The sequence below is a fragment of the Streptomyces sp. AA4 genome, from assembly GCF_000158875.1.
Lineage (GTDB): Bacteria > Actinomycetota > Actinomycetes > Mycobacteriales > Pseudonocardiaceae > Amycolatopsis.
In genome coordinates, this window is sequence record NZ_GG657746.1 from 672,282 (window position 1) to 697,035 (window position 24,754).

Here is a 24,754-nt window from a genome sequence, read left to right on the forward strand (position 1 = left end):
GTGAGCATGGTCCTACTTGCCGAAGACGATCCGGCCATCGCCGAGCCGCTGTCCCGCGCGCTGCACCGGGAGGGGTACGAGATCGAGGTCGTCACCGACGGCCCGGCGGTGCTGGCCGCGACCGCCGCGCACCGGGTCGACCTGCTCGTGCTCGACCTCGGGCTGCCCGGGATGGACGGGCTGGAGGTGTGCCGCAGACTCCGCGCGAGCGGCACCGAACTGCCGGTGCTGATGCTCACCGCGCGCACCGACGAGGTGGACTTCGTCGTCGGCCTCGACGCGGGCGCGGACGATTACGTGGCCAAGCCGTTCCGGCTCGCCGAACTGCTCGCGCGGATCCGCGCGCTGCTGCGCCGCCGGGTGCCGGAGGTGCTGGAAGCCGGCGGCGTGCGGATGGACCTCGGCGCGCGACTGGTCACAGTGGACTCGCACGAGGTGCAGCTGGCGAACAAGGAGTTCGAGCTGCTGCGCGTGCTGATGAGCCGCGCCGGCCAGGTCGTCAGCCGCGACGAGATCCTCGCCGAGGTGTGGAACGACCTCGAGTCCAAGACGTCGAAAACGCTCGACATGCACATGTCCTGGCTGCGCCGCAAACTCGCGGTCGCCGCCGACGAGGCAGCGGGCAGGCAGGCGAAACCGGCGCACTCCGACGCCGAACGGCGCATCGCGACCGTGCGCGGCGTCGGGTTCCGGTTCAATGTCGAGTAGCCGCCGATGAGCATGCGCCGCCGGATCCTGCTGGCGATCCTCCTCGCCGTGCTGGTCACCGCGGCCGTGCTGGGCATCCCGCTCGGCGTCACCGCGTGGCGGCTGGTGGAGAACCTCAACCGGGAAAGCCTGGCCGAACGCGCGCGCAACATCGCCGCGACGGTGGACACGCAGGTCGCGAACGGCCAGGAAATCGACCTGGAGCAATTCCGGGTCGGTGTTCCCGAGGGCGGCATGCTGATCGTGCGCGCGGAGGGCTTCAGCGAAAAACATCTCGGCGCGAACCCCGGCCCCGATCCGGTGGTCGAATCGGTCCCGACCGCGCGCAGCGGCACGGTCCTGCTGGCGATCCCGAGCGGTCCGGTGCGCACGAAGCAGACGCAGGTGACGCTGCTGGTCGTGCTGCTGGTGGTCCTGTCGGTCGGCACCGGCACGGTGGTGGCGACGGTGACCGCGCGCCGCCTGGCCAAACCCCTCCGGCACGTCGCCGACCGCGCCTCCCGCCTGGGCGGCGGCGATTTCCGCCCCGACCCGAGCCGCTACCGCGTGGCCGAGCTGGACATGGTCGCGGAGGCCCTGGACACGTCGGGGTCAGCCCTGGCGCAGCTCGTGCAGCGGGAACGGCAGCTGGTCGGCGACGTCTCGCACCAGCTGCGCAGCCGGTTGACCGCGCTGCAGCTCCGGTTGGAACCGCTGACCGGACACGAGGATCCGGATGTCGTCGAGGAATCCCGGGCCGCGCAGGAGCAAGCGGACCGCCTGGCCCAAGCCCTGGACGAACTGCTGGCCGCCGCCCGAGCCGCGCGCGAGGTAGACGCGGAGCCGGTCGATCTGCCGGTGGCGCTGCCCGCGGTCGCGGAGGAATGGCGTCAGCTGCTGCGGGTCGAAGGCCGGAACCTGCGCCTGAAGGTCGCGGACGGCTTGATGGTGCGCGTGACTCCGGCGCGTTTGCGCGAGGTGATCGGAGTGCTGCTGGACAACGCCCTCCGTCATGGCGCGGGAACGGTCACGCTGTCCGCCCGCCGCGGCGATGCGGAGGGGACAGTGGTGATCGAGGTCGCGGACACCGGGTCCGGGGTGCCGGATGAAATCGCGCCGCACATTTTCGAACGCGGTTTTTCCGGCGGGGGATCGACGGGTGTGGGGTTGGCTCTGGCGCGTGCTCTCGTCGAGGCGGACGGCGGACGGCTGGAACTGTCGAATAAGCGTCCGGCGATTTTCAGTCTGTTCTTGAAGGTTCCGAGACCGGACGAGGTGGGCGAATTGCGGTGGCCCGCGGAGCCGGTTCCTCGCTGAGGATCTGGACTGCTTCCCGCAGGTCCGTTGCGACGCGGTGTGGTGGCTGACCTTGTGGCCACGCACGGTGGTGGCTGATCCAAAGCGTGCGCAGCCCGGCGTTGTGCCCGCCCGCGATGTCGAGATCAGGGCTGTCGCCGATGACCCAATCGTCGGGGCTCAGTGTGGTCCCGCAGTTCTGCGCGGCGAGACGAAAGATGCGCGGATCGGGTTTGCGAAGGCCGACCGCGGCGGAAATGCAGTAACCGTCGACTGCTTTGTCGAGACCCGTGCGACGGAGCTTTGCCAGCTGATTGTCCTGCATTCCATTGGTGACAATGCCGATTCGCCATCCGGTGGTCCGCAAGATGCCGAGATCTTCGAGTGCGTTCGGATAGAGCCGAACCAGTTGCGGAATTCTCGCGCGGTAACTCGCCCACAACTGTTCAGCTGGCTCAGCCAGGTCGAACTTCTGCCGGACTTTGGCGAAGAATCCGGCCATCGGACCGCCGCGCCGCGCCGCGATCAGCCAGGCGGCCGCGTCGTCAGGAAGCCGGTACCGTACGGCGAATTCCGCCGCCCAGCGGGAAAACGCGCCGCTGAGGTCGGTCAGCGTGTCGTCGAGGTCGAACAGCGCCAGCCGGGTCACCGGGGAAGCCGGGTGACCCCGTCCTTCCGCCGTTCCCCCAGTTCGTCCGGGAACACCCACTTCTTGAATCCCCAGAACCGGAACACCATCGCCAGCAGCATGCCGATGATCGACCCGCTCGCGAAGTCCGCGATTTCCTGCACCAGCCGCGACACGTGCGGCACTTCCAGGTGCAGCCCATAGCGCGAGATCAGCAGCGGAATCAGGTTCACCACCACCGCGACCCCGCTGATCAGGAAGAACAGCGTCGCCTCGTGGGCGCGTTCGCGGCCGCCCCGGGTGCGGAACGACCATTCGCGGTTGAGCACGTACGACACGATCGTCGCGACGATGATCGCGATCGCCTTCGCCGTGGTCGGTTTCGACTCCAGCACGCTGAGCTTCAGCAGGTACCAGACGCCGTTGTCGACCAGGAAGGTCGTGCCGCCCACGATCGCGAACTTCAGCAGCTCCCGGTGCTTCACGAGCACGGAGCGCAACGGCTCGGGCGTCCGGGCGAGCACGGTTTCGACGACGGTCACGTATCGCAGTCTAGAGAATCCGAGGTCACGGCCGGTCTCAGGCGGCCTTACGGTCCGGAATATCCGGATTGTCATACCGGGCTGATTCCGGCCGGGCGCCCTCCGTGGGGAACACCCACTTTTTGAACGCCCACCAGCGGAACAGCGTCCCGAGCAGAGTGCCGATGACCATTCCGCTGACGAAATCCGCGACTTCCTGGCCGACCAGGCTCACGTGCGGCACCTGCAGCTGCAGCACGTACCGCGAAACCCACTGCGGCAACGCGTTCAGCCCCAGCGCGACCCCGCTGATCAGGAAGAACAGCGCGGCCTCGTGCGCACGCTCCCGGCCGCCGCGAGTGCGGAACGCCCATTCGCGGTTCGCGACGTAGGAGAAGATCGTGGCGATCAGCACGCCGACGATCAGCGCCGTGACCGGATGCGTCCGCAGCACGGTGAACTTGAGGACGTAGGTGATCGTCAGCGTGATGACGAAGCTCGTGCCGCCGACCAGGGCGAAACGGACCAGCTCGCGGTGCTTCGCCAGGAGTTCGCGCACCTCGCGGACGCTACTCCGTGAACCAGCCGAAGAACCCGCGGGGTTCCACCGCCGGCGGACGTTTGCCGTGGTTATCGGGTTTGCCGGGCTTGCCGTCCGAACCGGGGTCCGGCGGCGCGCTCGTGGTGGCGGCCGGGCTGCTCGACGTCGGGTCCGGAGTGTCGTCGTCCGGCGACGTCGAGGTCGGCAGGGTGACGCTCGGCTTCGGGTGCTTCGTCGAACTCGGAGTGTGGCTCTTCGAGGTTGACGTCGTGGTCGGCAGCGGCACGGACGTGGTGGAGAGCGGGCCGATCGTCGGGTCGTGGCACATGTTCCACCAGCAGCCGAGCGGGACCGCGACCGGCTGCGCCGAGGCAGCGCCGAGCGACGCGTTGACGGTGACAGTGAGTGGGCCGTCGAACGGCTTGCGGTCCACCAGCACCCACAGCGACGCCAATTCGCCGGGTGCCAGCGGTTTGGCGCTGGTGCAGCTCATGCTCGAATCGGTCGACGTGCACTTGAACTGCTTGAAGCTGACCTGTCCGGTCGCCCGGTGATCGAAGGTGATCGTGACAGGTTTCGTGGTCTGCCCGGTGTTCTGCACGTCAGCCTCGACGAGCGGCTGCAATTTCCACATCGCTCCGTGTGCTTTCGCAGCCAGCGTCAGGGCATCCTTCGGAGGATTGACCTTCACCCGGACAACGACGTCGACCTTCAACGAAGTACCCGCAGTAACCGAACCCTTGACCTCGCCGCCCTTCGCGTCCGCGTCCGCCTGCAAGCGGAACATCAGCACCGCCGACTGGCCAGGCTGCAACCCGCTGCCGGTCTTGCACGTGACCGTGCCCGTGCCGCCCGGGCACGCGACCTGCGTCGGACCGGACTGCGCAGCGGCTTCACTGGAGTACGCGCCGACCGCGCCACCACCGTTCGCCTGCACGGCTCGCACTCCCGGCGGCAGGTTCAGCGTCGCCTGGACCGGGTCGGACACCGAGTTGCCGTTGTTGCGCACGGTGATCGGCAGCGCGACCGGTCCGCCGCCCGGCTGGAGTTCGACCCCGTTCGGGGGCAGAGACGCGGACAACTGCGGCGCGTTGACAGGTGGGTTCTGGGCGGGCGGCTGTGCCGGCGGAGCAGCCGGGGGAGCAGCCGGAGGAGCCGCGGGCGGCGGGGCAGCCGGAGGCGCGGGCTGCGCGGGCGGCGGCGCCGGGGGAGCGGGAGGCGCGGCCGGAGGAGCCGGAGGCGCAGGCTTCGGCGCGGGTGCCGGTGCGGCGGCCGGCGGAGGTGCGGGGGCCTGCTGAGCAGCCGGAATGGTCTGAGTCCCACCGCCGGCGGCCAGCGCGACCGCCACGGCGGCCACCATCGCGGCCCCCGACATGGCGACCCCGGCGAACTGCCGCGGTGCGGACGCAGCTGCCGCCGCACCCGCCTTGGCCCCGCCTGCCGCGGCGGCGCCAGCGCCGACAGCGGCCCCGGCGGTCGCCGCGCTCGCCTTGGCCGCGCCGATCGTGGCCAGGTAACCGAGAGCCGCGCCGCCCAGGACGATCGGGGCGATGATCGCGCGCAGGCTGCCGTTGACGTCGGCCAGTTCGGCCGCCAGCACCCGGCACTTCTCGCATTCGTCGAGGTGGTTCTCCACTTGCGAACGCTCGCGCTTGGACAGCCCGTCGCGCGTCCAGGCCCCGAGCCGATCGGCCGTCGCCCGGCAGCGGTCCGCACCGGTTTCCTGCAGGTGGACCTGCAGATACGCCTGCCGGAGCCCCTCCCGGGCGCGGTACGCGAGCGCGGACACGCCGTTCGCGGTCAACCCGAGCAGCGGCGCGACTTCAGCCGGGCTCTGCTGCTCGATTTCGGTGTGCCACAGCACTGCCTGCCAGCGTTCCGGGAGTCGCGCGAACGCTTTCGCGGCCATCGTGCGCTCGAGTCCCGCGACGGCGGTGTCGGAGAACGGCACGGTGAGTGCTTCGCCAGCGGCCCCGCCGACGTCGCTCATGTCCTCGTTGAGGTCGATCCGGCGGTCGCGGCGCGTCTTGTCATACGCGGTGTGACGAAGCGCGGTAAGCAGGTACGCCCGAAAGGCGGTGTCCGGTCCCTTCCCGCCACGCAGCGTGTCCAGAACCTTCGAGAAAGCCTCCGACACGAGGTCGTCGGCCTCGGAGCTGGACCGCGCGAGCTGGCGGGCGAGGTTGTGCGCGGCACCGCTGTGCCGCTCGTAAAGCGGACCGTAGGACGCGATCTTTCCCGCGCGCACCTCTGCGATCAGCTCGGCGTCGCTCTTACCGGAGAGATCGGCGGGAACGGTGGACACGGGGCTCCTTTTTACTGCTGCGCGCGCGGCGGACTCCACGCGCTTTACTCCCTACAACGCACACCAAGTGTGACGGATGCGGCGACACTCGTCACGCCGTGGTCCGCCAGATGCCTCAGTAGGCGCAGCAAGTTCACCTCCTCGTCTGGTGATTACGCGAAAAAGATCGGGGAAAACGCGTCACGAGGGGAGTCCCGCGGCGTCCCCTCCGTGATTGGGGACAAGATCGACAGGAACCGGAAGGAGCTGGGGGTTCGGTGGACGTACCGGCGACCGGGGCGCGGTTCGGCTCCGCAGGCGACTCGTCGGGGGACGAGACGCGTGCGCGGTTCGAGCGGGACCGCCATTTGCGGGCATTGCGAGCTCGCTGGCGAACAGCCAGTCTCGCGGCCGGCTGGCGTTTCCCGAGCGATTGGGCACTGCCCGAAGTCGACGCGGTGTGCGCGGCAGTGGTCCGGCACGGTTCGACGGGCGCGGAAAACGCGCTGGCCGGACTGGGCAGGGCGCGGGCCGCGGCGGGCGCGGGGCTTTCGGAAACGCTGTCCGACCTGGCCGCTTTGCACGCGGTGCTCGCCGACCCGGACGCGGTCGACGGATTCGTCGCGCCAGATGTCGACGCCACTCCGGCCCGCTTGCTCCGCGTGACCGCTCTGGCCTGGGCGGACGTCGCCACCGACCAGCTCGTGCACACCGAGGTCACCGACCCGCTCACCGGCCTGCCGTCCGCGGCGTACCTGCGGACCCGGCTCGGCGAGATCTACCGCGGCGGCGCCAGCGAAGCGAACGTGCTGCTCACCGTGTCGCTGGACCTGACATCGGTGTCCGGCTGGCCTCGGCTGACCGCGATGATCCTCGCCGCGGACGCCGTCCGAGCTGTCTTCGACACCGGCGAGTGCTACGCGACGATCGGCCCGTCCGCGGTCGCGGTGCTGGCCGAACGCAACGAACGCCTGGCCACGCGCGGGGTCGCGCTGCGCAGGGCGCTCAACGAACGTCTTTCCGTGGATCCGCAGCTGCGCGACGTCGCCCGTCCGCTCGTGTCGGCCGTCCGACTGCCGGGGACCCACGACCGGGCGTGCGAGCTGCTGACGGAATTGGCGCACAGCTGAGCCCCGGTCACCCTTCCTGACCAGCATTCCCGCACTGTGCTTTCCTGGTGTGGTGACCAGGACCGTACCCTCCGCTGCCGACGGCGAAGCTCCGGTGAATCGATCCGGGCAGCCCCGGCTGGCTTTGCGCCGATCTCTGGCACGGCTGTCCGTGCGCCCCCGGTCGATGCTCATTTTCGCCGTGTTTCCGCTGCTGGCGATCGCGATCGGGTTCTGGGGCTGGGCACACGACTGGAACCTCGGCGTGGACAGCGCGGTCTACCGGGCGGGCGCGCTGCAATTGCTGCGCGGGGACAATCTCTACGACGCGAACACGCTGCCCACCGAACCGGGCTGGGCGCTGCTCCCGTTCACCTACCCGCCGACCGCGGCGCTCCTGTTCGCCCCGCTCGCCCTCGTTCCGGTGCAGGTGGCCTGGGGTTTCCTGACCGTGGTCTCGCTGGCCGCGCTCGCCCTGTCGATCCGGATCGCGATCGGCGCGCTGCCCCGCCCGGCCGCCGACGGTCCCCGCTGGTGGGCCTCGCCCGCCCGGTCGACCATCGTGTTCTTCCTGGTGTTCCTCGGTTTCGAACCGGTGTGGCGGACGATCTTCCTCGGCCAGATCAACCTGATCCTGATGGCGATGGTCCTGCTGGACATGCTGGTCATCGGCGCGCGCGGCAGCCGCTGGGGCGGCGTGCTGGTGGGCCTCGCCGCGGCGATCAAGCTGACCCCCATCGTGTTCCTCGGCCATCTGCTGGTCACCGGCCGCTGGAAAGACGCCCTGCGCGGCTTGGCGACCTTCGTCGGCATGCAGGCGCTGTTGTTCCTGATCAACCCGCACGACGCGTGGAAATACTGGACCAAAACGCTCCCCGACACCGGCCGGATCGGCCCGGTGCACTGGGCGGGCAACCAGTCGCTGAACGCGCTGATGAACCGCGCGACGGACCTGGCCCCGTGGTCCTCCACCGCGGCGACCGCGATCGGCCTGGTGCTCGCCATTCCGGCGCTGTGGCTGATGTTCCGCTTCCACCGGCGCGGACAGGCGCTGGCCGCGCTGCTCGTCACCGCGTTCTGGATCCTGCTGATCTCGCCGATTTCCTGGTCGCACCACTGGGTTTGGGTCGCGCCGCTGGTCGTGCTCCTGGTTTCCCGGTTGCCGAAAACCACCCCGGCGACGGCGTGGAAACGGTGGGTCGGGACGTTCCTGGTCGCGTTCGTGTTCGTCAGCTGCGTGCTGCTGATCTTGCCGAACGGCCGGAATGTCGAACTGCATTGGAAGGTGTGGCAGAACATTCTCGGCGACGCGTACATCCTGACGCCGGTGGTGCTGGCCGTCGCGCTGGCGGCGCGGTGGGGCCTGCAGCGGCGGGCTCGCCACCGGGCGGAGTCGGTCGAGTCTTCCTAGCTTCTTTGCGCTGGTCAGGGGCTTGCCGACGGTTTTTGTCGGTGGTGGTGGTTACTGTCTGGAGCGCGGTGGTTACGCGGCCGTCCGGAGCCTTGGCTCGCGGGCGGGCACGGCCCTCGTTCTGATCCGGAGCTGGTGCGGGCAGATCAACCGAATAGTGAGCTTTGTCAGTCCGCCGAACCGCCGTAGAAATCGCCCAGCGCGGTGCGGGTGTACTGGATCAGCAGCTCGGCGTGCGCGAAGTCGTCCGGAAGACATGCGCGGGCGGCAGCGAGCAACTCGTCGAACCGGTACGGCGGCGTGACGGTCTTGGCGAGCGGGTGTCGTTCGCGGAGCTGCTTCATCAGTTCGGCGAGGTAGAGCACGGCCGCGTTGGAGTCGGTGGTCCAGAGCCAGGCGAGCACGTCGCCGAAACCCGCCGGAAAGGCCAGCGGCCGGGGTGCGCCGGTGAGCATCCCGGTGGCCACTCCGGGGAGGCTCGCTTGGCGGAGAGCGTGGAGAACGGGCCGCGGGAGCGTGACAGAGTCCATCCGGCCATCCTGCTGCAGCGGGACGGTCTGGGGTGGGGTTTGGTGCGCGGGTGTTGCTTGCTTGAGGTCGCGTGGGTGCTGCTGAGGTGCGTTTCGGCAGGTGGGTTCAGCAGGGGCAGTTGTGGCTGAAGGTCGTACTGAGCAAGGCCGTGTGACTGGAGGTCGCACGGTGCTGGGCTGGGTGGCTGGTGGCCGCGCGGTGCTGGGCTGGGTGGCTGGTCGCCGCACCGCGCCGGGCTGCGTGGCTGGTCGCCGCACCGCGCCGGGCTGCGTGGCTGGAGGTCGCACGGTGCCGGGGTGTGTGGCTGGTGGCCGCACCGGGCCTCGGTGCTGCCGTGCTCGGGGTCGCCGCTCCCGTCGGGCAAGCGCAGCTGGGGTCAATCGCCTCGCCTGACCTGCCGGTGCCATGCCCACCGGCTGACCTCGCGACGTCTCCGCCCGGGGACTTGCGATCCAGTCTGCGGTGCGCTTTCAGCTGTCCCGTCCGGCTGAGCCAGCCGCTCTGGACTCGTGCCAGGTCAACCGGCCAGCTTCACCGCGCTTCTGCCGACCGGCTCCGGTGGAAACGCGGCCCACTCGAGCGTCGGCTGGCCGGTGTCCTGGGCGTGCGCTCCGTCTCGACCGGCTCTCGCCGCCCAGCCCGCCCGCGACCTGGCCCACCGGCCGCCTTCGCCGCAGGTCGCCGGTGGTCCGCCAGTTCTCGCCCAGTAACCTGGGCGGCGCTATGGACAAACGAACCGGTCTTCCCATCGTCGGCATGGTGGGCGGCGGGCAGCTCGCCCGCATGACGCAGCAGGCGGCGATTTCCCTCGGCCAGTCGCTGAAGGTGCTGGCGGCCGACGAGGGCGACGCGGCGGCCCTCGTGGCGAGCGACGTCGTCATCGGCCACCACACCGACCTCGACGCGCTGATCGACTTCGCCCGTCAGGTCGACGTCGTCACCTTCGACCACGAGCACGTGCCCGGCGAGCATCTGCTCACCCTCGCCACCGAGGGCTTCGTCGTCCGGCCCGCGCCCACCGCGCTCGGGTTCGCGCAGAACAAGCTCGTGATGCGCGAGATGATGGCCGGTCTCGGCGTGCCCGGCCCCGCCTTCGCCGAAGTGTCCACTGTGGACGACGTGGTGGCGTTCGGCGGCGAGCACGGCTGGCCGGTGGTGCTGAAGGCGTCGCGCGGCGGGTACGACGGCCGGGGTGTCTGGATGCTCGACACCGCACAGCAGGCCCGCGAGACCGTTCCCGAACTCCTCGAAGCAGGCACCGAGCTGCTGGTCGAGGAGAAGGTCGCGATGAAGCGCGAGCTGTCCGCGCTGGTCGCGCGCTCCCCGTTCGGACAGGGCGCGGCGTACCCGGTCGTCGAGACCGTGCAGTCGAACGGCATCAACACCGAGGTCCTCGCCCCGGCGCCGGAGCTGCCGGAGTCGCGCGTGCACGAGGCGCAGGAGCTGGCCCTGCGCATCGCGTCGACGCTCGACGTCACCGGCCTGCTCGCGGTCGAGCTGTTCGAGACCGAGAACGGCCTGCTGGTCAACGAACTGGCGATGCGCCCGCACAACTCCGGCCACTGGACCATGGACGGTTCGCGCACGTCGCAGTTCGAGCAGCACCTGCGCGGCGTTCTGGACTACCCGCTCGGCCGCACCGACCTGATCGCGCCGGCGTGCGTGATGGCGAACGTGCTCGGCGCGGACGTCTCGCCGCAGATGAGCCCGGACGAGCGCGTGCACCACCTGTTCGCGCGGTTCCCCGAGGTGAAGATCCACCTCTACGGCAAGCAGGACCGGCCCGGCCGCAAGCTCGGGCACGTCAACTTCATCGGCGACCGCATGGAGGACCTGCGCAACCGCGCGCTGCTGTCCGCGCACTGGCTGTCCCACGCCGTCTGGCTCGACGGCTACGAGATCCACTGAAGGGGAACACAATGGCGCCGCAGGTGGGCGTGATCATGGGCAGCGATTCCGACTGGCCGGTGATGGAGGCCGCGGGTCAAGCGCTGGACGAGTTCGGCGTCGAGTACGAGGTCGGCGTCTACTCGGCGCACCGCACCCCGCAGCGGATGCTGGACTACGCGAAGTCCGCGGCCGACCGGGGGATCCGCACGATCATCGCGGGCGCGGGCGGTGCCGCGCACCTGCCGGGCATGGTCGCGTCGGCGACGGTGCTGCCGGTGATCGGCGTGCCGGTTCCGCTGAAGTACCTGGACGGCATGGACTCGCTGCTGTCGATCGTGCAGATGCCCGCCGGCATCCCGGTCGCGACCGTGTCGGTCGGCGGGGCGCGCAACGCCGGTCTGCTCGCGGTCCGCATCCTCGCCGCCGCCGACCTGCAGCTGCAGGCGAAACTGACGCAGTTCCAGGAGGACCTGGAGCAGCTCGTCTTGGAGAAGGACGCCAAGCTCCGCGAAAAAGCGGGCAAGTAGGCCGGGCGCGCGGATGCCGGTTCCGGAACCGGCATCCGCGCACACCGCCGGCTCACGCCGGGTCGGGCAGTTGCTTCCGCAGTTCGCGCTTGAGCACCTTGCCCGCCGCCGACACTGGGATCTCCGCGACGAAATGCAGTTCCCGCAGGCGTTTGTACGGCAGCACCTTCTCGTTCACCGCCGCCATCAGCTGCTCGGCGTCCACTGAGGAGTCCGGCTTCCGCACCACGAACGCCACCGGCAGCTCGCCGACCTCGGGACTCGGCCGTCCGACCACCGCCGCGGACAGCACGCCCGGCGACGCGCTCAGCAGCTCCTCGAGTTCGCGCGGGAAGACGTTGTATCCCTTGTACAGCAGCATGTCCTTCTTTCGGTCCACAATGGACAGATAGCCGTCCTCGTCGAGAACGCCGATGTCGCCGGTGTGCAGCCATCCGCCGACCAGCGCGGCGGCGGTCTCCTCCGGACGGTTCCGGTACCCGCGCATCACCTGCGGCCCGCGCAAGCACACCTCGCCCTCCTGCCCGGGCGGCAACGGCTCCTCGCTGCCGTCCGCGACGAGCTTGACCTCGGTGTCGAAGATCGGCCTGCCGACCGAGCCGACCTTGCGCACGCCGGACCGGTGCGTCGGCGAGATCACCGCGCCCATCGTCACCTCGGTGAGCCCGTATCCCTCGGTGATCACGACGCCGGGGAACCGCTCGTGCAGCGCGCGGATCATCTCGTGACTCATCGGCGCGGCGCCGGAGCCGATGTTGCGCACCGACGCTAGGTCGGCGGTATGGAACGCGGGCGTCGCCAGCAACGCCGCGAACAGCGCGGGCGCGCCGCCGATGGTCGTGACCTGCAGCCGTTCCGCGTCCGCGACGTACGCCGCCGGATCGAACCGGGAGTGCAGCACGATCGTTCCGCCGCCCAGCAACGGACCGTTCAGGCCGGCGATCACGCCCATCGCGTGGAACCACGGCGTCAGGTTGATCGAGATGCCGGTGCCGAGCCGGGTCGGCCATTCGTCCGGGCTGCCGATCTGGTCGATCGTCACGTCGCCGTTCGCGTCGAGCGCCGGCACCGACCCGGTCGACCAGCAGGTGTGCTGCAGGGTGTTGGTGACGACGTTGCGATGCGTGAGTTCGACGCCCTTGGACCGCCCGGTCGTGCCGCCCGTGTAGGCGAGATGAGCAAGGTCGCGGTCCACGTCGATCGACACGTCGGGCCTGGTCGCGGGCTGGCCGGCGAAGAACTCGCGGAACTCGACGCTTCCCTCGCCAAGCTCGCCGGCAGGCGAAACGACGATGGTCAGCCGCGCCGGAATCCGGTCGGCCACCGCGGCGAGCGTTCCCGCGACCGGCCCGAAGGTCACCACTGCGGCCGCCCCGCAGTCAGTGAGCTGGAAGGCGAGGTCGTCCGGCGGAAGCAGCGGATTCGTCGGACTGAACGTCGCGCCCGCGAGCAGGATGCCGTGATAGGCGATCGGATACGCGAGACAGTTCGGCAGATGCACCGCGACCACGTCGCCCCGGCCGATGCCCCGCGCCAGCAGCGCATGGGCGAAGCGGCAAGCGGCCTGCCAGGTCTGCGTGAACGTGAGCTGGTCGTCGCCCATGGCGAACGCGACCCGGTCGCCGTACCGCGTCGCGGCTCCGGCGAGCACCGAACCGATCGGCACTTCGGGGTAGTCAAGAGAAGCGGGCAATCCGGGCGGCGGGGTCGACGCAGTGGCAGCCATCACTTGACCATACGAACGGTGAGGCCGAGGACACAAGCAGCGAGCCGCCGCGTTCGGAGTGAACGCGGGCTAACATCGGGGGACTTTCTCCCGTTTCGCTGCAGAAGAGGTGACTGAAGGTGGCCGAGGGCCTGTATCAGCTGGCCGAAGAGCACGAGGAACTGCGCGCCGCGGTCCGGGCTCTAGCCGAAAAGGAGATCGCGCCCTACGCGGCGGAGGTCGACGAGCAGGAGCGCTACCCGGTCGAAGCCAACCAAGCGCTCGTCAAGGCAGGCTTCAACGCCGTCCACATCGGCGAGGAGTACGACGGCCAGGGCGCCGACGCGATCGGCGCGTGCATCGTGATCGAGGAGGTCGCGCGCGTCGACGCGTCCGCATCCCTCATCCCGGCGGTCAACAAACTGGGCACGCAGCCGATCATCCTGTCCGGTTCGGAGGACCTGAAGAAACTGGTCCTGCCGTCGATCGCCGCGGGCGAAGCCTCGGCGTCGTACGCACTGTCCGAACGAGAGGCCGGTTCGGACACCGCGTCCATGCGCACCCGCGCCCGCCTCGACGGTGACCACTGGGTCCTCAACGGAACCAAGTGCTGGATCACCAACGCAGGCGAATCGTCGTGGTACACGGTCATGGCCGTAACCGACCCGAACGCGGAAAAGAAAGCCAACGGCATTTCGGCTTTCGTCGTGCACAAGGACGACCCGGGCTTCTCGGTGGGCCCGAAGGAAAAGAAACTGGGCATCAAGGGCTCGCCGACCCGCGAGATCTACTTCGAAAACTGCACCATTCCCGCGGACCGCATCATCGGCGAACCGGGCACCGGCCTGAAAACCGCCCTGCGCACCCTGGACCACACCCGCCCGACGATCGGCGCGCAAGCGTTGGGAATCGCCCAAGGCGCTCTGGACGCCGCCGTCGCGTACGTCAAGGAACGCAAGCAGTTCGGCAAAGCAATCGCGGATTTCCAGGGAATCCAGTTCATGCTCGCCGACATGGGAACGAAAATCGAAGCCGCCCGCCACCTGGTGTACGCGTCTGCGGCAGCCTCCGAACGAGGCGACAAGCGAGCCAGCTTCACCGCCTCGGCCGCGAAGGCCTACGCGTCCGACGTAGCCATGTCGGTAACCACGGACGCAGTGCAGCTGTTCGGCGGCGCAGGCTACACGCGGGACTTCCCAGTAGAACGCATGATGCGCGACGCGAAGATCACGCAGATCTATGAAGGCACGAACCAAATCCAGAAGGTCGTCATGGCCCGAGCCCTGCTGAAGGGCTGACCTTCCCCGGCGGTCTCACCAAAGCGCCCCACTACCCAGATCGGGTGGTGGGGCGCTTTTTGCTCCCGAACCGGCCACCCACAGGCTCACGACTGACTACTGTTGTGGCTGGGAGACCGTGAAGTCGCCGGGGGATGAGGGCGTGTGTCGTTAGCTTGCTGCCGTCGCGGCTGCAACCACATTCGTGGCGGGGCTCTACGCCGAGCCAAGATGCTGGCCTGACGAGCCCTTCGCTGTCGGCTACGGGAAAGATGATGCCGTACGCGGGCGCGCCGAAGGTGGAGACTCCACTGCCGGAGTCGGTACTGGCGGCACGACCTCTGATGGCCTGAGCGCGGTCTATGAGAATACAAAGCCGAAGTCTGCGGCATGGCAACCGCTTCCTCCGGTGCGGTCGTTGCCTGCTGTCGCTCACTTGACCTACAGTCCTGAAAGGCCCAAGTCTTTCTGCCAGGTAAGTGTTGGCGTCAGCGACAACCACACGGTCGACGTGTCGATAACCCTCGGCCAGGCGAAGGTCGGCAAGGTGGCGCGGGTGCGGCCAGTGCCGACCCGAAGGGGAAGTTGGCCCTGCTCGACGCAATGCACAGTGGGGTGAGTTTGCCTGTTTCGGTCACCCCGCTGTGAGCGGTTGGCTACAGTAAGAGCCGGAGGGGTCTCGGGGCTGATTGCCTGGTCGAGATGCAGTGTGCGGTGCAGGGGAGGGGCGGGCATGGTTGAGAGCGGTCCAGGGCAGGACATCGAAACGACAGGGTGGCTGACGGGGCTGCCGATCGCCGTGGTGGGGACGGCGATGAACGTGGCCCAAGGGATGTCGGACGCTGCTGCCGTGGCATCCGCCACGAAGGCGGGGGCGGGGTTCACTCTGAGCCGCGACGAGGCGCAGTCGCTGCTCGAACGGGCAAAGCGGCTCCAGCGCAATGCGCGGGGGATGATACCGAACGCGGAAGTGTTGACGCGACTTACTCCGCCAGCTTCGGACCCGGGCAGCACAGGATTCAACCAGCAAGCGGTAAAGACCTTCGCGAACGGCAAGGATTCGCTGGAAGCGATGTATCAGTACATGACGGAGCTGGTCGACCGCCTTGAGAAAGCGTTGGGCATTGTCAGCGAATCGGACAGCCAAGCAGCTGCGGATGTGAAGACCGCAGGCAACAGCGACCAGGGTAAGGGGCTTCTCGGATGAAGGCGCGGTTCTCGATATCGGTTGCGGGCATGGCGGTGGCCATGTTCGCGGCAGGATGTTCTGGAGGCTCGACGCCTGCGCCGCCAGCTGGTTCCGGCCCTTCCTCGGCGCAGTCGTCCGCGCCAGAGAAGACATTGCCGTACGGAGGTGCACCGAAGGTGGAACGGCCATTGCCCGCATCGGTGTTGTCGACGCATCCGTGCGATAGCGCGCTTACGCCAGACCAAGTGGCGAGCCTCCTGGGGCGTGCGCGGCAAGGGATGCACAAAGATGACCCCTCGCTCGGTGCGGAGTGCCAGTGGTCGAACGACGAGACTGGGGCATTGGCAACGGTCTTGTACGCGACAAAGCTTTCCGATGGACTTAGCGCGGTATACGCGAATAGCAAACCGCAGGCAACTTTGTGGCGAGAACTGCCTCCTGTGCGAGGGTTTCCGGCCGTAGCCCACTCGACCTTCAAGCAAGAATCAGTCGTGAAGTCATTCTGCCAGGTCAGCGTTGGGGTCAGCGATCAGACAACAGTCGATGCATCAGTCTCGCTCGGCGATTCGCAGACCGGCAAGAAGGATCCGTGTGGCGCGGCGGCCACCGTTGCGGACATGGTGGTCACCAACCTGAAGCAGAAGGCCGGTGAGTGACCCGTGGGATTCTTCGAATTCCTCGGAGAGGGAGCCAAGTGGATCGGCGACCGGATCGGCGACGCGGATGACTGGGTCAACGATCGGCTCAAGGATGCGGGCAACTGGTTTTCCGATTTGTACCACGGGAACCTCGGTGATCAAGCCCTTCCGGCCCCGGCGATTGTGCAGCAGGTTCAGCAGGGGCCCGGGACTTCGTCGTGGGACAGCGGGAGTTCCACGGTTCAGAAGATGATCCAGGAGCACAACCAGAACAGCGACGACGCGCAGCAGATCACCACCATGCTGGAATCTGTCTGGACCGGAGACGGGGCGGATGCGGCTCGGGCGCGGCTCAGGCCATTGTCCGACGCCTCGTCCACTTCCGCGCAGGCTTATGTGGTCAACGGGCAGAAGCTGGTCGACACCACGCACGGCTATAACGACATGAAGATCGCGTTGCAGGCGATGCCTCCGACGCCTCCGCACAAGAATCTTTGGGACCAGGGGACTCCTTGGGACACCGATACCGAGAAGCAGATCAACGCGTACAACGCCGCGGCCAATCACAATGTTGAGCGGTATCAGAAGTACGCTGATCAGGCCAAGGCCAACGGCCAAGGGCTTAACAGCAATTACGGGCAGGTGTCCGCGTTCGACGGGCAGAATCTCAAGATTGACTCCGGTGGCGATCACGCCCCGAGCAAGGCCGGAATCCACGAGTGGGCTTATCGGGGGCCTGGGCGGGATTCTGGCGGGCCGGACAGCGGGCCGGGGGCCAGTGGCGGGCTCGGGAGTTGGCCTGGAGCTAACGGACCTGGAGCTACCGGGCCTGGGGCGAACGGACCGGGAGTGAGCGGGCCGGGAGTGAGCGGGCCGGGAGGCCACGGGGGTACTGGAGTGGGCTCGTTCCCGCCGGGAGGTGTCGCGGTGCCGCCGGGGGGTGGGGTGTCTCCGGGGTATCGGCCGGGGGACGAGACTTCGACAGCCGGGTGGACTCCGCCGTCGGTAGATCGGGTTGGCGGGGCGAACTGGACCCCGCCCGTGCCGACGTCTTTCGGGGGCGGGAGTGGCAACAGCGACTGGTCGTCGGGCGGCGGGTTTGGGCCGCTCGGCGGTGGTGGCGGCGTTGGGGGCGGGGCCGAAGCCGGTGGCCGCACCGGTGGCATAGCGGCGCGGCTGGGCGGCGGCACCGGTGTCGGGGCTGGAGCCGGAGCCGGAGCGGGCGCGGCTGAGGAAGCGGCCACCCGGGGAAGCGCGGGAAAAGGTACTGCCGGAGCCAAGGGAAGTCCGGGGATGGGCGGGATGGCCCCGGGCGGAAAAGGCAAGGGCGAGGAAGACAAAGAACACCAGCGCAAGTACGGAATCGAAGACGACTCCGCGTTCTCGCTCGTCGACGAGAACGGCGAGCGGGCGCTCGATCCGCGCACGGGATTGCCGCCGACACCCCCGACGATTGGTGGTTGAGGGGCTCGATGACGATCATCGACAGACCGCTGCGGATGCCGCGGTCGGTGTTTTTGGCGCTTTGGCACGAGGAAAACCTCGGGAAAGCACCGGTGGTGGTCGAGGACACCCCGATGTACCTCACCGACGAAGGCGCGGCTGAGCGGGCGAAGCGGACGCGGGATCTCCTTGCGCAGCTGGGGGAAACGGCGGCAACTGCGTTGCGGAGCACGTTGAAGCTGCTCGCGACCGCGCGGCATGAGGTGTACGGGTGGACTGACTTCGGCACCCATCAGGAGGACAACGGCGCGATTCTCGTCGCGGCGACCAAACCGGAAGCCGTTCGGTTGATCACCGATTCGGAATTCGTTCAGCTGGATCCGGTGTCGCCGGACGAGTTGGCGGCCTGTTTGGTCATGGCGATGCCGGAATGCCGTCCGGCGGCGGTTCGGGTGATGCACGTCAGCCGGGAGTACTACGACGGGGGTGCCAGCACGGACCCGCTCGCGGAGGAGGGTGGTGACGCGGACGAGTTGCGGTATCTGATGCGGGCGCCGCGCGACGCGGTGCATCAGTTGCATGCCGCGGTTCGGGACGGGCGGGGCGAGCGGAGATACAGCCCGCCGCTGTCGGTGCTCGACCTCAGTGGGCGCGGGCGGGTGCTGAGCTTCCAGACGACCAGGGGCGGCGAGGCCCAGATCAGTGTCTACCCGGGAAACCGGGCCTCCTTGATCGATGCGGTGAACCGAAGACTCGTAGGTTTGCGATAAAAACTAGTAACCGCGTTTCCCTTTCTCGTGTTCCGCGTTAACCACTGCGTCGGGTTCACAGAGAGGTGAAACGGAATGAGCGTACGCGCTTTCGGACGGGGCATGGTCCTCCTGGCGGCGACGGTGGTCGCGCTCGGCGGCGGCACTGCGGTGGCCTCGGGGGCAACCGGGAAAGAACCGACCGGTCCGGTGCAGCCGAACATCATCGCCGCGGCGATTTACGCGGCCGGGCAGCCGACGATCGCGCCGCCGGGGGCCAACGACTGGAATTGCAAACCCTCCGCGGAGCATCCGAACCCGGTGCTGCTGTCCAACGGCACCACGGCCAACGCGTATGAGAACTGGGCGAATCTCTCCCAGCGGCTCGCCGACGAGGGGTACTGCGTGTTCGCGGGCAACTTCGGCGGGTCGCCGGGGGCGTTCCTGCAGACGGTCGGGCCGGTGGCCGGGACGGCGGGCCAGCTCGCGACCTTCGGGGACAAGATCCTCAAGGCGACCGGGGCCGCGAAGCTCGACGTGGTCGGGCATTCGCAGGGCGGCATGAACCCGCGCTACTGGATCAAGTACCTCGGCGGCGCGAGCAAGATCGGCAAGCTGATCGGACTGTCCCCGTCCAATTACGGCACCAGCCTGTTCGGGCTGCTGACCGCCATCCAGGCGATTCCGCCCGCCCGCGACCTCCTCGGTGTTCCCTGTCCGGCCTGCAACGAGCAGTCCACCGGGTCCGCGTTCCTCAAGGACCTCAACGCCGGCGGCGACACGGTTCCGGGCGTCGACTACACGGTCATCCAGACCAGGTATGACGACGTTGTCACGCCGTACACCAACGCCTTCCTCAAGCGCGCGCCCAACGTGAAAAACCTCGTCCTCCAGGACGTCTGCGGGCTCGACTACACCGATCACCTCGGCATCACCTACGACCCGATCGCGCAGCGCGAGGTGCTCAACGCCCTCGACCCGCAGCACGCGAAGAAGCCCAACTGCTTCTTCGTGCCCCCGGTGATCAGCTGAGATACCCCCGCCTCGGGGTATAAACGCGAACATTTTCCTCTCCTCGGTTGTGCGGGGTCCGGCCGCGCTGTCACAGTCGGTGACATGTTCTGGCTGCTCCCCGACACCTGGACGCCGCACGACGAGGCCGAGCTGGTCGCCGGATGGCGGCTCTGGCTCGAGCTGAGCGACCGCGCGTGGCCCACCGCGTCGTGGGACGGCACCCCGTCCGGCGCGGTGGGTCCGTTGCGCGAGCTGCTCGACGCGTGCGACGAAATCGAGAGCACGTGCCGGGAAACGGCCGAACCGTCGGCGGAATTCACGGAACTCGTGCAGCCGCTGGTGCTGTGCGCGAGCGCGGTGCTCTGCCTTTGGTGGGACGACCACGCGCCCCTCGATGCGACCCGCGCGAAGGCGCTCCACGAGGACCTGCGCCGGTTTTCGGCCCTCGCGGAGCGCGTGCTCACGCTGTTGTCCGCCCACGGCGGCTGGACGGAACTCGACCTGGCCCGCCGCCACCCGGCTTGAGCCGGTACTCCGCGAAATGGGTGACCAGCGTGCCCTCGCCTTGCGTGAGCGCGGGCAGCGCCTGTTCCAGTTCGTGTGCAGAGGCGGCCGGGAGCTGACCGTCCACAGTGCATCGGTCGCCGGTGATCACTGGCTCCCCGGGCACCGCGCGCAGTTCGACTAGCTTGCGCAATACCGCGCTGATCGCGGAAGCCGGGGCTTCGAGTTCGAACGCGTGGACCGGTTCATGCACGCGGGTTCCGGCCTGTCGCAGGGCTTCCTGCAGCACTAAGCGGGTCATACCGCGGAAATCACCGGCAGTGCTGGCTGGCGGGTAGAACGCGGTGTCGGTGAGGGTGACTACGCAGTCGATGATTTCCCGGCCGTGCAGGCCTTCGTGCAGGACCTCGTGCACAGTGTCTTCAACGGCTTTGTGGAACGAAAGCGGCAGCGAGCCGAGTTCGACTTCCAGCCGGTAGTCGGGGCCGGAACCCGGTGGACCCGGTTCGACGCGCAGTCCGACGGTGGCCCAGAAGAACACGCGCTCGTCCGGAGCGGGGTGGCGCACGCGGTGCCCAGTCCCATGTAGACGGTCGACCAGCAGCGGGCGCGATTCCTCGAATTCGGCGGCAATGCCGAACTCTTCGGCGAGGGTGGTCCGGATTACTTCTTTCTGTACTTCGCCGTACAAGCGCACGGTGATTTCCTGGTCTTGTCGGCGGATGCTGATCAACGGGTCCTGTTCGGACAGTCGGGTCAGCGCGGTGTACAACGCGCTGGTCTGGTCGGGATCGACCGGGTACACCAGCGTTTCCAGGCTGGGCGGCGCGAAGAATCGGTCCTGCGACAGGTCAGCGCTTTCGCCTAGCCGGTCTCCGATGCGGAGGTCTGGCAGACCCCAGACACGGGCGACATCCCCGGCTAGCGCCTCGCCGGACACCGGGGTCGCGCCGTGCTCGAACACTCGCACCGCGGACGGGCGGCCGACGCCTTCCGCGCCCAATCGGCGGAAAGGTACTGGTCGCCGGGCGGCAAGGGAGCCGGAAAACATGCGCACGTAAGCGATTTTCTCGCCGGAAGGGCCGCGTTCGATTTTGAAGACGGTGGCGTCGAGTGGTCCGTCCCCTCGGCGTTCGCGGGACGGCAACAGCTCGTAAATCCCGGCGATGAGATCAGAGACGCCAGCGCCGGTGACGGCGGAGCCGAAGAAGACCGGATACACCGAGGCGGTAGCGACCTGACGCGCCAACGCCGCCCGGTAATCCATTGTGGACGCCACTCCGGCTACATAGGACTCAAGAAAAGCGTCATCCCCGGCCAGTGCGTCGGCAAGTCGTTCGTCGAACGGCAGCGGCACCGGGCGTGCGGCAGGGGTGCCGATGTCCGCCACCGTGCTCATCGCGACACATTGCGGGGAAAGCTTGGTGCGCAAGGATTCCAGCAAGGAAGCCTCGCGCGCCCCGGTGCGGTCGATCTTGTTCGCGAACACCAGCACCGGAATGCCGAGCCGGACGAGCGTGCGCATCAGCACGCGGGTCTGGGCTTGCACCCCTTCCACCGCGGACACCACGAGCACCGCGCCGTCGAGGACGCCGACGGCGCGTTCGACCTCCGCGATGAAATCGGGGTGGCCGGGGGTGTCCACGAGGTTGAGCCGGTGGCCGGGCGTGCTGACCGCCACGACGGCGGACTTGATCGTGATGCCGCGCCGGCGTTCGAGGTCGAGCGAATCGGTCTGGGTGTCGCCGTCGTCGACCCGGCCGGCGTGGTCGAGCACGCCGGTCTCGAACAGCAGACGTTCGGTGAGGCTGGTTTTACCTGCGTCGATGTGCGCCAGGATGCCGATGGTCAGTGCTTTCATGCGAGCGGAGATCCTCAGATGCGGGGGACAGGCCGAACTGGGGTCGATCGGACTGTCGGCGCATCGGGGCTCCTCGCAGGTGGCGAACCAGGCGGAAAACACGGCCGCGAGCAGCACTCACCCGCGGTTGTCGGCACGGTAGCGCCGCGCCGGGCGCGCTGTACAGCGAGTTTTCGGTGCCTGTCGGTTTCCTGTCGATCACTGGCTGACACCCCCGCGGCGGTGTCCGCTGCCCTACCGTGGGTCGGGTCAGTTGAACTTTCACCTATCGGGGAGCTGTCTCCATGTTGACTCGAGTCAAGGACGTCGCGCTGCTGCTCGGCCGGATCGGCGTCGCGGTGGTGTTCTTCGCCCACGGCCTGCAGAAATGGAACAGCGGGGTGGGGGCGACCGCCGACATGTTCGGCCAGATCGGCATCCCGCTGCCGACCGTGTCCGCGTTCCTCGTGATCGTGCTCGAACTGCTCGGGTCGATCGCGTTCGTCGTCGGTTTCCTGCTGCCGGTGGTCGCCATCGGCTACGCGATCGACATGGCCGGCGCGCTGATCTCGGTCCACGCGGCGCACGGGCTCACCGGCGAAGGCGGCTACGAACTGGTGCTGGTGCTCGGCCTCACCGCGCTGGCGCTGGGCTTCAACGGCGGCCGGCTGTCCCTGGACCACGTGTTGTTCTGGCGTCGCCGCCAGGGCACGGCCGAACTGCAGAACGCCTGAAACCCGCGAGGAGTGCTGCCGACGGCGCCAGCACTCACGCGGTCAGATCGGCGGTGGTGCGCTCGGCCTCGCGGCGGGCGGACAGTTTCGCCGGGTCGGCGTTCGTCACCTGGACCAGGTGCGCGCCGGCGGCGAGCGGGACGAGCAGGCCGTCGAGTACGCCGTCCGGCACCGTCCAGTCCACCGTGGACAAAACTCGGTCTGCTGCGGTCAGGCCGAGTTTTGCCGCGCGCGCAGTGGCTTCCGCCCACACTTCGTCCACAGTGGAGGAGCCGAGTGCGGGGGTGTCGCCAGGAGTCGGCTGCATCGGGACGAACTGGTCGCCGGACATTCGCGCCTCGGTGAGGTAGTCGAGCGCTCCGCCGGACGGCGGGGCCGACAGGCCGCGGCCCATCGGGTCGAGCGAGACCACCGCGACGGCCGGGGCGTCGATCTCCTCGTCCGGGCTGGTGAACACCACCCGCGCGCCGTCCGGCTCCGCGACCACGCGGGCGCCGCACCACCACGCGCCGAGCAGCACGCCGACGGTCTGCCAGTGCGCGGGCAGCCGCACCGCGACGGCGTCGCCCGGCTCCACGTCGAACTCGTCGACCAGCCAGTTCGCCGTTTTCGCGGCCCAGTTCTGCGTCGTCGCCACGGACAGTTCGACGCGGCTGCCGAGCCGGTCGTCGTAGTGCGTGATCAGCGGTTTCGCCGGCGAGGCCAGAAGCGGGCGCAGCAGCTGCTCGGTGAGGCTCATGCCCCCAGGCTAGTCGCGGCGTCAGTCGACGCAGGGCACGCCCGGGATTCCGGAATCCAGGCCCTGCGGGACCGCTCCGGCCGCCGCGCCGCCGCCCCCGGTAACCGCGGGAGCGGCGCGTCCGGCCAGCCCCGCGACGAACTTCTGGACCGCGGCCGGGTCGACCTCGACGATGCTCTGCCCGTCCTCGCTGCGGCCGTTCGTGGTGATCACCGGGATCGTCGCGAAGGTCAGGTCGCCGGACGCGACGCCCTTGACCTGCTGGGCGAATTCGAGCACGTCGAGGCTGTCGTCGAGAACGAACGACCGGTGCACCGCGTCCATCAGGCTGTTCAGCGTGCTCGGATTGGTCAGCGTGCCCGCGGACAGCACCTTGCGCATCGCCGAGGACAGGAACGCCTGCTGCCGCTTGATCCGGTCGAGGTCGCCGTTCGGCAGGTTCTTGCGCTGGCGCACGAAGGACAGCGCCTCGCCGCCGCTCACCGTCTGCACGCCGCGGCGGAAGTTCGCCCCGGAGTCCTTGTCCGACGTCGCGTGGTTGAGGCACACCGGCACGCCGCCGACCGCCTCGGTGATCAGGTAGAACCCGAGCAGGTTGACCTCGGCGTAGTGGTCGATGCGCGCCTGGGTGAGGTCCTGCACCGTCTGGACCAGCGCGCGGCGTCCGGCGGCGTCCGAATCGCGCGAGATCTTCGCCTGGTCGTGCTCGCCCTGCGCCCGTTCCTCCTGCTCGGCGCGCGCCTTGGCGACGCCGTACGCGGAGTTGATCTTCGCCTTGCCGCGGCCCGGCACGTCGACCCAGCTGTCGCGCGGGATCGACACCGCGGACGCCTTGCCGCCGTTCTTCGGGATCCGCAGCAGGATGATGGTGTCGGTGTTGATCCCGCCTTTGTCCTCGGTGCGCAGCGATTTCAGCATGCTCAGCGGGAGCGGGTTGCCCTGTTGGTCGGTGCGCGCGTCGCTGCCGACGAGCAGGATGTCGGTGCCGCCGTCGTCGGCGGGCGGGGCCGGGGGCTCGCCCTCGCGCGGCGTGAGGATGTCGGCAGTCGCGACATTGTCCTGCAGCTTGTCCTTGGTGACGTACGCGTAGCCGGTCCCGCTCAGCGCGAGCAGGGAGACCAGGCCGATCGCCACGCGGCGGGTGATCCGGGTGACCCGGCCCGTGCGGCCCTCCGGTTCAGGCGGCGCCGGGTTCGACGGCTGGGGGAGGTCGACGCGCGGGTGCGGCGAGGGCTTCCAGTCGGCAGAGGCCTCCTCGTCGGCCGCGCCATCCTCGGTGCCGGCACCGTCGGCGACGGGCGCGGCTTCCTCGGCGACGGTGTCCTCGGTACCCGGTTCAGTCTCCTCCGCAGCGGTTTCCTCGGCAGCGGCGTGCTTCGGCGTTTCGTCGGATTTCCGGTCCGAGGCGTCGGAAACCGCCGGACTGTCGGCGGAATCCGCCGTCCGGTCCGGTTTGTCCTGGTTTTCGCTCACCCCGGTTACCTCCCCGCTCACCAG

At 68.6% G+C, this 24,754-nt stretch carries 23 protein-coding genes; 14 read left to right on the plus strand and 9 right to left on the minus strand.

Annotated features, from left to right (window positions below):
- Together SSMG_RS03290 and SSMG_RS03295 are read left to right on the plus strand one after the other, a co-directional pair.
- Positions 1-708: a response regulator transcription factor gene (locus tag SSMG_RS03290; RefSeq protein ID WP_199785781.1), complete on the plus strand. Its 708-nt coding sequence runs from the start codon at positions 1-3 to the stop codon at positions 706-708.
- A gap of 6 nt (positions 709-714) precedes the next feature.
- Entirely contained in the window at positions 715-2,004 is a 1,290-nt protein-coding gene (locus SSMG_RS03295; RefSeq protein ID WP_009072766.1) for an ATP-binding protein, read from the plus strand.
- Here the strand turns inward: SSMG_RS03295 and SSMG_RS03300 are convergent.
- The 4 genes from SSMG_RS03300 to SSMG_RS03315 are packed head-to-tail and all read right to left on the minus strand — an operon-like array spanning position 1,928 to position 5,978.
- Positions 1,928-2,632, minus strand: coding sequence for an HAD family hydrolase (locus SSMG_RS03300; protein WP_009072767.1), 705 nt, complete (start codon positions 2,630-2,632; stop codon positions 1,928-1,930). The two genes, SSMG_RS03295 and SSMG_RS03300, sit on opposite strands and share 77 nt — an antisense overlap.
- Complete coding sequence (locus SSMG_RS03305; protein ID WP_037712398.1) at positions 2,629-3,153, minus strand: GtrA family protein; 525 nt, start codon at positions 3,151-3,153, stop codon at positions 2,629-2,631. Before SSMG_RS03305 ends, SSMG_RS03300 begins: the two co-directional genes overlap by 4 nt.
- 37 nt (positions 3,154-3,190) lie before the next feature.
- On the minus strand, positions 3,191-3,691 hold the full coding sequence (locus tag SSMG_RS03310; RefSeq protein ID WP_009072770.1) for a GtrA family protein: 501 nt from the start codon (positions 3,689-3,691) through the stop codon (positions 3,191-3,193).
- A gap of 10 nt (positions 3,692-3,701) precedes the next feature.
- Complete coding sequence (locus SSMG_RS03315) at positions 3,702-5,978, minus strand: sigma-70 family RNA polymerase sigma factor (RefSeq protein WP_037712400.1); 2,277 nt, start codon at positions 5,976-5,978, stop codon at positions 3,702-3,704.
- 257 nt (positions 5,979-6,235) lie between these two features.
- On the opposite strand from SSMG_RS03315, the gene SSMG_RS03320 reads away from it, so the two are divergent.
- On the plus strand, positions 6,236-7,087 hold the full coding sequence (locus SSMG_RS03320; protein WP_037712403.1) for a hypothetical protein: 852 nt from the start codon (positions 6,236-6,238) through the stop codon (positions 7,085-7,087).
- A 52-nt stretch (positions 7,088-7,139) separates the two neighbouring features.
- Complete coding sequence (locus SSMG_RS03325) at positions 7,140-8,477, plus strand: glycosyltransferase 87 family protein (RefSeq protein ID WP_037716525.1); 1,338 nt, start codon at positions 7,140-7,142, stop codon at positions 8,475-8,477.
- 167 nt (positions 8,478-8,644) lie between these two features.
- On the opposite strand, the gene SSMG_RS03330 is transcribed toward SSMG_RS03325, so the two are convergent.
- Complete coding sequence (locus SSMG_RS03330) at positions 8,645-9,007, minus strand: hypothetical protein (RefSeq protein WP_009072777.1); 363 nt, start codon at positions 9,005-9,007, stop codon at positions 8,645-8,647.
- A gap of 724 nt (positions 9,008-9,731) precedes the next feature.
- On the opposite strand from SSMG_RS03330, the gene SSMG_RS03335 reads away from it, so the two are divergent.
- Positions 9,732-10,916 (plus strand): 5-(carboxyamino)imidazole ribonucleotide synthase, encoded by a 1,185-nt coding sequence (locus tag SSMG_RS03335; protein ID WP_009072779.1) that lies wholly within the window; start codon positions 9,732-9,734, stop codon positions 10,914-10,916.
- An 11-nt stretch (positions 10,917-10,927) separates the two neighbouring features.
- The gene (gene purE, locus SSMG_RS03340) at positions 10,928-11,425 is read left to right on the plus strand and encodes a 5-(carboxyamino)imidazole ribonucleotide mutase (protein WP_009072783.1); all 498 of its coding nucleotides are present in this window, start codon (positions 10,928-10,930) and stop codon (positions 11,423-11,425) included.
- 52 nt (positions 11,426-11,477) lie between these two features.
- Here purE and SSMG_RS03345 read toward each other — a convergent pair whose 3' ends face one another.
- Positions 11,478-13,151 carry a class I adenylate-forming enzyme family protein gene (locus SSMG_RS03345; RefSeq protein ID WP_199785782.1) on the minus strand — a complete coding sequence of 558 codons (1,674 nt, stop codon included), beginning with the start codon at positions 13,149-13,151 and terminating at the stop codon, positions 11,478-11,480.
- A 119-nt stretch (positions 13,152-13,270) separates the two neighbouring features.
- On the opposite strand from SSMG_RS03345, the gene SSMG_RS03350 reads away from it, so the two are divergent.
- From SSMG_RS03350 to SSMG_RS03375, 7 genes are all read left to right on the plus strand, one after another.
- Positions 13,271-14,428, plus strand: a complete 1,158-nt coding sequence (locus tag SSMG_RS03350) for an acyl-CoA dehydrogenase family protein (protein ID WP_086024864.1) — start codon at positions 13,271-13,273, stop codon at positions 14,426-14,428.
- Between the two features lie 712 nt (positions 14,429-15,140).
- Positions 15,141-15,614, plus strand: a complete 474-nt coding sequence (locus SSMG_RS03355; protein WP_009072788.1) for a hypothetical protein — start codon at positions 15,141-15,143, stop codon at positions 15,612-15,614.
- A gap of 41 nt (positions 15,615-15,655) precedes the next feature.
- Entirely contained in the window at positions 15,656-16,252 is a 597-nt protein-coding gene (locus SSMG_RS43155) for a DUF3558 domain-containing protein (protein WP_078561057.1), read from the plus strand.
- 3 nt (positions 16,253-16,255) lie between these two features.
- Positions 16,256-17,698: a hypothetical protein gene (locus SSMG_RS03360; protein WP_009072792.1), complete on the plus strand. Its 1,443-nt coding sequence runs from the start codon at positions 16,256-16,258 to the stop codon at positions 17,696-17,698.
- A gap of 8 nt (positions 17,699-17,706) precedes the next feature.
- Entirely contained in the window at positions 17,707-18,447 is a 741-nt protein-coding gene (locus SSMG_RS03365; RefSeq protein ID WP_009072793.1) for an ESX secretion-associated protein EspG, read from the plus strand.
- A 75-nt stretch (positions 18,448-18,522) separates the two neighbouring features.
- Entirely contained in the window at positions 18,523-19,458 is a 936-nt protein-coding gene (locus SSMG_RS03370; RefSeq protein ID WP_063631933.1) for a triacylglycerol lipase, read from the plus strand.
- A gap of 84 nt (positions 19,459-19,542) precedes the next feature.
- The gene (locus SSMG_RS03375) at positions 19,543-19,965 is read left to right on the plus strand and encodes a hypothetical protein (protein ID WP_009072796.1); all 423 of its coding nucleotides are present in this window, start codon (positions 19,543-19,545) and stop codon (positions 19,963-19,965) included.
- On the opposite strand, the gene SSMG_RS03380 is transcribed toward SSMG_RS03375, so the two are convergent.
- Positions 19,901-21,805, minus strand: a complete 1,905-nt coding sequence (locus SSMG_RS03380; protein ID WP_009072799.1) for a translation factor GTPase family protein — start codon at positions 21,803-21,805, stop codon at positions 19,901-19,903. The genes SSMG_RS03375 and SSMG_RS03380 overlap by 65 nt on opposite strands.
- A 284-nt stretch (positions 21,806-22,089) precedes the next feature.
- Between SSMG_RS03380 and SSMG_RS03385 the strand changes: the two genes are divergently transcribed.
- Positions 22,090-22,518 carry a DoxX family protein gene (locus tag SSMG_RS03385; protein ID WP_009072800.1) on the plus strand — a complete coding sequence of 143 codons (429 nt, stop codon included), beginning with the start codon at positions 22,090-22,092 and terminating at the stop codon, positions 22,516-22,518.
- A 34-nt stretch (positions 22,519-22,552) separates the two neighbouring features.
- Here the strand turns inward: SSMG_RS03385 and SSMG_RS03390 are convergent, their stop codons facing one another.
- A complete protein-coding gene (locus SSMG_RS03390; protein WP_009072802.1) occupies positions 22,553-23,257 on the minus strand; it encodes a TIGR03089 family protein in 705 nt (234 codons plus the stop codon).
- A 21-nt stretch (positions 23,258-23,278) separates the two neighbouring features.
- Positions 23,279-24,730 carry an LCP family protein gene (locus tag SSMG_RS03395; protein WP_199785784.1) on the minus strand — a complete coding sequence of 484 codons (1,452 nt, stop codon included), beginning with the start codon at positions 24,728-24,730 and terminating at the stop codon, positions 23,279-23,281.
- Positions 24,731-24,754 lie beyond the last annotated feature (24 nt).

Excerpts from the sequence above, each read along its gene's own strand:
- SSMG_RS03295 (WP_009072766.1), top strand. The coding sequence starts at position 715 with ATGAGCATGCGCCGCCGGATCCTGCTGGCGATCCTCCTCGCCGTGCTG.
- SSMG_RS03330 (WP_009072777.1), bottom strand. The coding sequence starts at position 9,007 with ATGGACTCTGTCACGCTCCCGCGGCCCGTTCTCCACGCTCTCCGCCAA.
- SSMG_RS03335 (WP_009072779.1), top strand. The coding sequence starts at position 9,732 with ATGGACAAACGAACCGGTCTTCCCATCGTCGGCATGGTGGGCGGCGGG.
- purE (WP_009072783.1), top strand. The coding sequence starts at position 10,928 with ATGGCGCCGCAGGTGGGCGTGATCATGGGCAGCGATTCCGACTGGCCG.
- SSMG_RS03345 (WP_199785782.1), bottom strand. The coding sequence starts at position 13,151 with ATGGCTGCCACTGCGTCGACCCCGCCGCCCGGATTGCCCGCTTCTCTT.
- SSMG_RS03355 (WP_009072788.1), top strand. The coding sequence starts at position 15,141 with ATGGTTGAGAGCGGTCCAGGGCAGGACATCGAAACGACAGGGTGGCTG.
- SSMG_RS43155 (WP_078561057.1), top strand. The coding sequence starts at position 15,656 with ATGTTCGCGGCAGGATGTTCTGGAGGCTCGACGCCTGCGCCGCCAGCT.
- SSMG_RS03365 (WP_009072793.1), top strand. The coding sequence starts at position 17,707 with ATGACGATCATCGACAGACCGCTGCGGATGCCGCGGTCGGTGTTTTTG.
- SSMG_RS03370 (WP_063631933.1), top strand. The coding sequence starts at position 18,523 with ATGAGCGTACGCGCTTTCGGACGGGGCATGGTCCTCCTGGCGGCGACG.
- SSMG_RS03375 (WP_009072796.1), top strand. The coding sequence starts at position 19,543 with ATGTTCTGGCTGCTCCCCGACACCTGGACGCCGCACGACGAGGCCGAG.
- SSMG_RS03380 (WP_009072799.1), bottom strand. The coding sequence starts at position 21,805 with ATGAAAGCACTGACCATCGGCATCCTGGCGCACATCGACGCAGGTAAA.
- SSMG_RS03385 (WP_009072800.1), top strand. The coding sequence starts at position 22,090 with ATGTTGACTCGAGTCAAGGACGTCGCGCTGCTGCTCGGCCGGATCGGC.
- SSMG_RS03390 (WP_009072802.1), bottom strand. The coding sequence starts at position 23,257 with ATGAGCCTCACCGAGCAGCTGCTGCGCCCGCTTCTGGCCTCGCCGGCG.